The organism is bacterium CG_4_10_14_0_2_um_filter_33_32 (assembly GCA_002792735.1).
Classification (GTDB): domain Bacteria; phylum Patescibacteriota; class CPR2_A; order CG2-30-33-46; family CG2-30-33-46; genus CG2-30-33-46.
Genome location: PFOW01000016.1, coordinates 19,699 through 27,979, shown reverse-complemented (window position 1 = coordinate 27,979; position 8,281 = coordinate 19,699). Strand labels below are relative to the sequence as shown.

At 32.3% G+C, this 8,281-nt stretch carries 8 protein-coding genes; all 8 read left to right on the top strand.

Features of this window, described 5'->3' with window-relative positions:
- Positions 1–145 precede the first annotated feature (145 nt).
- Positions 146–1,189: a DNA recombination protein RmuC gene (locus tag COX95_01390; GenBank protein ID PIZ86457.1), complete on the top strand. Its 1,044-nt coding sequence runs from the start codon at positions 146–148 to the stop codon at positions 1,187–1,189.
- 23 nt (positions 1,190–1,212) lie between these two features.
- Positions 1,213–1,929 (top strand): hypothetical protein, encoded by a 717-nt coding sequence (locus COX95_01385; protein PIZ86456.1) that lies wholly within the window; start codon positions 1,213–1,215, stop codon positions 1,927–1,929.
- Positions 1,926–2,300, top strand: a complete 375-nt coding sequence (locus COX95_01380) for a hypothetical protein (protein PIZ86455.1) — start codon at positions 1,926–1,928, stop codon at positions 2,298–2,300. The genes COX95_01385 and COX95_01380 overlap by 4 nt, the downstream gene beginning before the upstream one ends.
- A gap of 10 nt (positions 2,301–2,310) precedes the next feature.
- Entirely contained in the window at positions 2,311–3,330 is a 1,020-nt protein-coding gene (locus COX95_01375) for a phenylalanine--tRNA ligase subunit alpha (protein ID PIZ86459.1), read from the top strand.
- On the top strand, positions 3,330–3,611 hold the full coding sequence (locus COX95_01370) for a hypothetical protein (protein PIZ86454.1): 282 nt from the start codon (positions 3,330–3,332) through the stop codon (positions 3,609–3,611). The genes COX95_01375 and COX95_01370 overlap by 1 nt, the downstream gene beginning before the upstream one ends.
- On the top strand, positions 3,595–5,964 hold the full coding sequence (locus tag COX95_01365) for a phenylalanine--tRNA ligase subunit beta (protein ID PIZ86453.1): 2,370 nt from the start codon (positions 3,595–3,597) through the stop codon (positions 5,962–5,964). The genes COX95_01370 and COX95_01365 overlap by 17 nt, the downstream gene beginning before the upstream one ends.
- Before the next feature lie 80 nt (positions 5,965–6,044).
- Positions 6,045–6,827: a glucose-6-phosphate isomerase gene (locus COX95_01360; GenBank protein PIZ86452.1), complete on the top strand. Its 783-nt coding sequence runs from the start codon at positions 6,045–6,047 to the stop codon at positions 6,825–6,827.
- Between the two features lie 110 nt (positions 6,828–6,937).
- On the top strand, positions 6,938–8,281 hold the full coding sequence (locus COX95_01355) for a hypothetical protein (protein PIZ86451.1): 1,344 nt from the start codon (positions 6,938–6,940) through the stop codon (positions 8,279–8,281).

Genomic DNA, 8,281 nt, shown 5'->3' with positions numbered 1-8,281 from the left:
AAGAGAATACACCAATCTTTGGGTAATATTTCACCCATTGATTATTTAATAAAAACTGTTCCGGAGTCTCAAATGTGCGTGACGCGTACAGAGTTTTGATTATACGATCATTTCTGCTATAATAAACACAGTAATATTAGGTATTATGAATACCGAATTTTTAATTATATCGATCATAATAATTGCAGGATTTGCAGTAGTTGTTTTTCTTGTTAACAAAAAATTAGATTCTTTAAATAATAAACAAGACGATAAGACTTTTATGGTTTTTCAGCAACAGTTAGGTCAAATCCAATCTCAACTTCAGAGCGGTCTTACTGAATCTAGCAGGGTAATCCAGGAACAGTTTAAAGCAAGCACTGATATTGTTAAGGAAGTTACAGAAAAACTTACCAAAATTGATGATACAAATAAGCAAGTAATGGGATTTGCCGAACAACTCCAAAGTCTTGAAAATATTCTTAAAAACCCCAAGCAAAGAGGTATTTTAGGTGAATATTATTTGGAAACCCTTCTTAAAAATACTTTTCATCCCGGTCAATATCAAATGCAATATCAGTTTAAAAATGGTGAATCGGTAGATGCTATAGTTAGAGTTAAAGATAAACTAATTCCGATTGATTCGAAATTTTCTCTGGAAAATTACAATAAGATTATAGAAGAGAAAAACCAATCAAAAAAAGAACAGCTTCAAAAAGACTTCAAGCAGGATTTGAAAAACAGAATTGATGAAACATCAAAATATATAAGACCAGAAGAAGGAACAATGGATTTTGCTTTTATGTTTATTCCTTCAGAAGGTATTTATTATGATCTTTTAGTTAATCAGGTCGGTGCCTTGAAAGTTAATACAAGAGACTTGATAGAGTATGCTTTTAGAGAAAAAAGGGTCATAATAGTATCCCCAACCTCATTTGCCGCATATCTTCAAACCGTTTTGCAGGGCCTTAGATCTCTTCAGATTGAGGAATCTGTTAAAGATATTATTAAGAGAATAGAAGCGTTAAGCAAACATTTGTTTGCCTATGATTCATATTTTAAAAAATTAGGCTCAAACTTATCAACAACAGTTGGTTCTTATAATACTGCCTCTAAAGAATTGAAAAAAATCGATAAAGATATTGCAAAAGTAACAGGTGAACAGGAAGCCATAGAATTAGATGAGATTGATAAACCCGGTTTAGAATAATATAATTGTATTAGGATATAGATATGAATTGGTTATCAAAACTAGAAAGAACAAAAAAAGAATTAGAAGATACCATTAACTTAGAGAGAAGAAAATTAATGATGGAAAAGGAAATGGTTTCTTTTCAGTTGTCTAATTTAGAGAAGAAAATTCAAGAAATCACCGAGCTGGAAAAGGAATTAGAGATTTTTATTGAAGAAAAAGAAGAAATATCCAAGATAGAGTCAGAAAAACTATCCAAAAGTCAATTTTTAAAAGATATAACCGAAAAAATAGATAAAATAATGAACGTAGATGAAATGATAAAGAAAAAGGGAGAAGAACTCCAACTTAAAATATCTCTTTTAAATAACCCAGAACCTGCCTGTCCTATTTGTCAGAAAGAAATGCGTTATGATCTAAAGGTTAATATTAAAAACAAGTTAAACCAAGAATTAATAAGGGAAAAAGAACTTATACGAAGGAATGAAGAGCAGCTAGAGTCTCTGGAAAAGAAGAGATTATTTGCCGAAGACGAATTGAAGGACATTGAGAGGAAGGTAATGTCGAAACCGCTAGTTCTTGAAAAATCCTCTGTTTTGGAGGTTAAAATAAAAGATATCAAAGAAGAAGCCGGGAAATTACAGGAATTAGGCAATAAAGCAAAAGAAATAGAACAGGTTTTAGATGATAATGCATATGCACCAATGGCTCAGAAACTTCTAAAAGAGGTAGAAAGAGAAATAAGAAAAAATTTATGACCCTTTCAAGCTATTTAATAGGAATTGGTATATCGACAATTTTATGCTGGGTTGCTTGGATTTTGACATTACTTAATATTGATCCTTATAATGCAGGGAATATAGGTTTGATAAGTTTTTTTATGAGTTTATTCTTTGCCCTAATCGGTACTTTAACTATTGTCGGTTTTTATTTAAGGATTTGGTTTTCTAAGAATGAGCAATATTATGAAAATATTACTGTTTCGTTTAGGCAGGCAATATTAATATCAATTGCAGTTCTTGGCTTACTAGGATTGCAATCATTAAAAATTTTGAATATTTTTGATGGAATACTTTTTGTTTTATCAATAATACTATTAGAATCTTATTTTTTAGCAAGGCGAAGTTAATATGACAAATATAAAAGAAAAATTGGAAGAATTAGAAAAAGAAGCCCTAAAGAGGATTGGCGGCGTTGTGTCGGTTCCGGGGTTAGAAACCATTAGGGTTAAATATTTAGGAAGAAAAGGTGAGCTTACTTCTTTTTTACGGTCTCTATATAAATTTACTGAAGCCGAAAAAAAAGTTTTAGGTAAAAAAGCTAACGAGTTAAAAAGTAGGCTAGAGGAAGACATTGAGAACAAAAAAAATATACTTCTTAAAGGATCTGTTCAAGGCAAAATTGAAGAAGAATGGATCGATGTTACAGAGCCGGGGATAAAAATGCCACTAGGCACTCTTCATCCTGTTACAAAGCTTATGTTTGAAGTTAAAGATATTTTTAAATCAATGGGTTATGAAATAGCCCAGGGACTTGAAGTAGAGGATGATTATCATTCTTTTGACGCTCTAAACATTCCCCCCGAACATCCAGCGCGAGACGCTTGGGACACTTTTTATTTAACAAACGGATTATTAATGAGGCCCCATACCTCCCCAGTGCAGATAAGGGTTATGGAAAATAGGAAACCTCCTTTAAGGGTTTTAGCTCCAGGGAGAGTGTATAGGTATGAGGCAGAAGATGCTACCCATCTTTCTGTATTCCACCAGATAGAAGGTTTTGTTGTGGATAATAATGTATCATTTTCTGATCTTAAAGGCACACTTTCTTCTGTTATGAAAAGTATTTTTGGCAAAGATGTAAAGCTACGGTTTAGACCAAGTTTCTTTCCCTTTACAGAGCCAAGTGCTGAAGTTGATATAAGTTGTGTAATGTGTGGAGGGAATGGGTGCAGATCTTGTGGCGAAGATGGTTGGTTAGAGATGCTGGGTGCTGGAATGATTCACCCGCAGGTTTTCAGGAATGTCGGATATGATCCGGAGAAAGTTTCCGGTTTTGCTTTTGGCATGGGGGCTGAGCGAATAGCTATGTTAAAATATCGTATTGATGATATAAGAGAATTCATGAAAGCTGATATTAGATTTTTGGAGCAATTCTAATGAGAAGTTTTTTTCTAGCGTTAGGGACAATAGGCTCAATTATGTTATTATCAGGCTCATTACCACAGATTGCTCATCTTTTGAAAGTTAAAGATTCTACTGGTCAGAGTATTTTTGCCTGGCTTATATGGATAGTAGCGAATATGCTTACCTTAACCTATGCGATTTATATTAAAGACCCGATTTTTATTTTTCTTGATTTTTCTTGGGTGATATTATGCAGTTTGACTCTTTTTTTAATATTGGTTTATAGAAAGAAGAACAATGAAAGTATCAATTAATTGGCTAAAAGAATTTATAGATTTTAAGATTCCTACAGAACAACTGGCAGAGAGAATAAATTTATCAGTTGTTGAAGTAGATGAGATTATCAACTTTAATAATTCATTGAAAGGTGTGGTTGTTGGTGAAATAAAAGAAATTAAAAAACATCCTAACGCCGATAAATTATCAATTGCTAAGGTATCGATTGGCAAAAAAGTTATCCAAATTATTTTTGGTACCTTAAAGTTAAAGGTTGGTGATAAATTACCTGTTGCGGTGGCTCCTGTTATTCTTCCTACGGGTTTAGAAGTAAGTAAAACTCAAATAAGAGGAATTGATTCTGAAGGTATGATTGCTTCAAACAAAGAATTAGGGCTTTTTGAATATACAAAAAGTGATGTTAATTTCCTAAATAAGGAAATTAAGCCCGGTACTCCTATTGCAAAAGCGTTAGGTATCGATGATATGGTTTTAAATCTTGATGTTTTATCAAACAGACCGGATTTATTTTCTCATTACGGCGTGGCTAGGGAAATAGGAGCAATTTTAGATAAAGATATTAATTGGCCCAAAATAGATTTAAAGGAGCATGAAGGAAAAAAGATAAACAATCTACTGGAAGTAGAAATTAAGGATAAGCATCTTTGTTCCAGATATCAGGCAAGGGTTATAACAGATGTTCATGTTTCAGAATCTCCCGCGTGGTTAAAAAATAGACTAATTGTTTTAGGAGTAAGACCAATAAATAATATTGTTGATATTACTAATTACGTAATGCTTGAGATGGGACAACCTCTGCATGCTTTTGACCATAATAAACTAGCCGGTACCCAAAAAAAGAAAATTATCATCAGGAAAGCTCATGCCGGCGAAGAAATTATTACTCTAGACGATAAACAGCGGAAGCTTAATAAAGAAACTTTGGTGATTGCTGATCAGAAAGAACCTGTTGCCATAGCCGGAGTTATGGGCGGTAAAGATACGGAAGTAGAGGAAAAAACAAAATCTATAATTTTAGAATCAGCTAATTTTAACTGGGTATCGATAAGAAAAACCTCGCGAAGCTTGGGGCTAAGAACAGAGGCGGTTATTCGTTTTGAAAAGGGCTTGGATCCAAAGCTAACGGAAGACGCGATAGAAAGAGCATCACAGTTAATAGCAGAGGTTGCCAAGGGCAAGGTTGTATCCGGTAGGATTGATGAAAACTACTCCAAGGAATCGCTAAAAAAGATTAGCCTAGACTTAAATCGACTTGATAAATTATTAGGCTATAAAGTCTCGAAAGACAAAATAAAGAATATTTTTTCTCATTTAGGGATAGAAGTTGGTTCAAATAATAAAGTAATGGAAGTTAATGTTCCTTATTACCGCAAGGATTTAAAAGAAGACGTTGACTTGATTGAAGAAGTAGCTAGAATTTCCGGCTACGACAAGATTCCTGTAACTGATCTTTCCGGGAATATTTCGATACCTTCCCAAAATGAATATGATTTAATAGGAGATAAATTACGAAATTTACTCAAGGGCTTAGGTGTGATAGAAGTGTACAATTATACTTTTGTCGGTGAGAGTCTCTTGAGGATCTTTGGCCAAAATAAAGAGAATCATTATAAATTAAAGAACCCTCTAAAGCCCGAGCATATATATTTAAGGCAGAGCCTGTTATTTTCAATGATTGAAGCTGCTTCGTTCAATGCCAGAAATTTTTCTGAATTTAATATTTTTGAAATCTCGGATGTCTTTAAGCAGGGAACGAACAAATTTCCGAACGAGGAAAAAAAACTAAGCATATTAAACTATTTAAAAGATAATTCATTTCTTAAATTGAAAGGAATTTTAGAGAATTTATTCCTTAGTTTAAATATAGAAAATTTGATCTTTAAACCGTCTAAGAATCAAGAAAATTATTGGCATCCGCAAAGAACAGCCGATATGTTTGTAGACGGGGTTTTTATTGGAAGAATGGGGGAGATTCATTTGGAGATTGCTAATAAATTCGAGTTTAAGAATAGAATTTCTGTAGTAGAGATTAGGATAAAGGATATGCTTTTAAAGAAAAAAGAAAAAATATTTAAATCATTTTCAAGATTTCCGAAAATAATTTTAGATATCGCTATTGTTGTTGATGAAAAAATATTGGAGGCAAATATAAGAAAAGAAATTATTAACTCTGCTGAGGGTTTAATAATTGACGTTGAATTATTCGATGTTTACAGAGGTTCTCAGGTAGAGCCGGGTAAAAAAAGTCTCGCTTATCATATTACCTATCAATCCAATGAGAGGACTTTAACCGATGAAGAAGCCGAATCGATTCAATCTAAGATTATCGGACATTTGTTGAAAAAATTTAAAGCTAAAATAAGGGGATAAAACTTGAAACATAAAACATTGAACATACAACATTTAACAACTTTTAGTTAAATAAGACATGATAATAAAGGAGTAATTATATGGATTTAGAAAAAATAAGTGGCTTACCCATCCGAGAAGAGCAAAATAAATTAGTTTCAGATCGTATGAATATACCGGAAGTAGATATAAGAACCATAGATCAAGCCCAAGAGGTTCTTTTAAGGAAAGTTGATAATCCCGAAGAGCTTTACTATATGTATAGAGCAACCATTAAAGATACTGATAAAGAAGCATTTAGCGATAAAGATCTTAGATATGATATTACCGTTATCCCATCATTTATGGTAGGTGATGAATTTAATAAAACGGTTGGGCATTATCACCCAAATGTTTTTGGTACAGAAGTGACTTACCCTGAAATTTACGAAGTATTACAGGGAAGGGCTCATTATCTGCTTCAGAGAGTTGATTACGAAAAAGATCCACAGGAAGTTCTAGATCCGATATTGATTGAAGCTAAGGTAGGGGATAAGGTGATTATTCCGCCAGGATATGGTCATGTAACCATCAACCCATGGCCAGAAACGCTTATTATGTCTAATATCTCAGCTTCTAATTTTAAGAGTATCTATGAGCCTTATGCTAAGGCTGTAGGAGCAATCTATTACGAGACTGCAGGCGGAAAATGGGTGAAGAATAATAATTATAAAGACGATTTTTCTTTAAGGAAATATCATACTTATAACTATCCTGGTTTTAACATATCTTTTGATAAGCCGATGTATGAAGATTATACGGATAATCCTTCAAATTATGAATTTTTAGCTAAACCCCAGGATTATTCTAAAGAATTTGAAGAATATCTTAATAATCTATCCTAGCACTCGTTATTGTTTATTTGCTTGACATTCGAGCAAAAATTACATATTATTGAAAATCTTATTTATTATTTTATAGTTAATAATTTAATTTAAGTTTTAGGAGAATGTAGATGAATATAGTTCTTAATTATGCAATTCAGATTATCCTTATGGGCTTGTCATTTTATTTAAGTAATCTGACTTATGCATATAGGCCAATATTTGAGACCTCAATCTTTCAGGGTTTTGTTTTTTTAAAAAGCTTTGTAATTTTTCTTTTAATATGGACTGTAATCAGTTTATTTTTTTATAATAAATCTCCCAAACATCTGTTTTATATGGTATCATTCTCTTTTTTATCTGTGCTGATTTTTAACTTTTGGCTTTCATTTGCATCTATGAAAGTTCCTTTTGGATTTTTGTTTTATCTTTCTATATACAGTTTTTTAATATTAATTATATCCGAGATGGTATATTTAGCTGTATTATCATTTTTTCCTCTGTATGAAAGGTTATTATTGGTAGGAGGTGGTAGTCACGTTGATTCATTTATTAAAGAAGTTAATAAACATCTTTTTAAAACAACAAAAGTAATCGGGATAGTAGATAATAATATTTCAAAGGGTACAAATGTAGAAGGTGTTCCGGTTTTAGGAAAAATTATAGATCTTCCTGAAATATTTAAAGAACATAAAATAAACGGTATGGTTCAGACAGGACATTTTGAGCAAGCAGTAAATATGATTATGTTATGTCGTTCTAATGGAATAAATTACAAGATTGTTCCTTTTATTGCCGGCATTTATTCAAAGAATATTGAACAAGAGTTTAAGGGAGACATGATTTTGCTGGCTTTAAAAAATACTCCTTTATCAGGCGCTAGTATACTGATAAAAAGAGCTATTGATTTATTGTTAGCTACTTTTTTATTAATATTACTTTCGCCATTTTTTATAATTGCGGCCGTTATTTTAAAAATTGAGGATTCTGGTGCACCGATATTTATTACCGAAGATAGATACAATGGTAATAAGAGAAAAAGCTTTAAGATGCTTAGGTTTAGGACATTGCCAAAAAGTGAAAAAGAAAATGTGGAAGCATATAATTATGAAGAAGCAACTGAACATTTAGCCGAGATTCAGGATGATAGAAGGGCGACAAAACTTGGTAAGTTTTTACGAAAGACCAAGATACGTGAATTGCCTCAGCTAATGAATGTTTTTTTAGGACAAATGAGTTTAGTCGGTCCAAGACCTCCATATGATTGGGAAGTGGAGCAATATGAAGATGAAATTAAAAAAAGATTATTGGTTACTCCTGGTATGACAGGATTATGGCAAGTGTCCAAAAGAGAAAATAGGGGGTTTGATGATATGTTTAGTCTTGATACTTTTTATGTTGAAAATTGGTCTTTTGGTTTAGACTTTACAATTTTATATAGAACAATAAAAAAAGTTTTCGGAAGTAAGTACTAA

What these genes read in the sequence shown, in the direction of transcription:
- COX95_01360 (PIZ86452.1), top strand. Translation starts at nt 6,045, where the DNA reads ATGGATTTAGAAAAAATAAGTGGCTTACCCATCCGAGAAGAGCAAAAT.
- COX95_01380 (PIZ86455.1), top strand. Translation starts at nt 1,926, where the DNA reads ATGACCCTTTCAAGCTATTTAATAGGAATTGGTATATCGACAATTTTA.
- COX95_01355 (PIZ86451.1), top strand. Translation starts at nt 6,938, where the DNA reads ATGAATATAGTTCTTAATTATGCAATTCAGATTATCCTTATGGGCTTG.
- COX95_01385 (PIZ86456.1), top strand. Translation starts at nt 1,213, where the DNA reads ATGAATTGGTTATCAAAACTAGAAAGAACAAAAAAAGAATTAGAAGAT.
- COX95_01365 (PIZ86453.1), top strand. Translation starts at nt 3,595, where the DNA reads ATGAAAGTATCAATTAATTGGCTAAAAGAATTTATAGATTTTAAGATT.
- COX95_01370 (PIZ86454.1), top strand. Translation starts at nt 3,330, where the DNA reads ATGAGAAGTTTTTTTCTAGCGTTAGGGACAATAGGCTCAATTATGTTA.
- COX95_01390 (PIZ86457.1), top strand. Translation starts at nt 146, where the DNA reads ATGAATACCGAATTTTTAATTATATCGATCATAATAATTGCAGGATTT.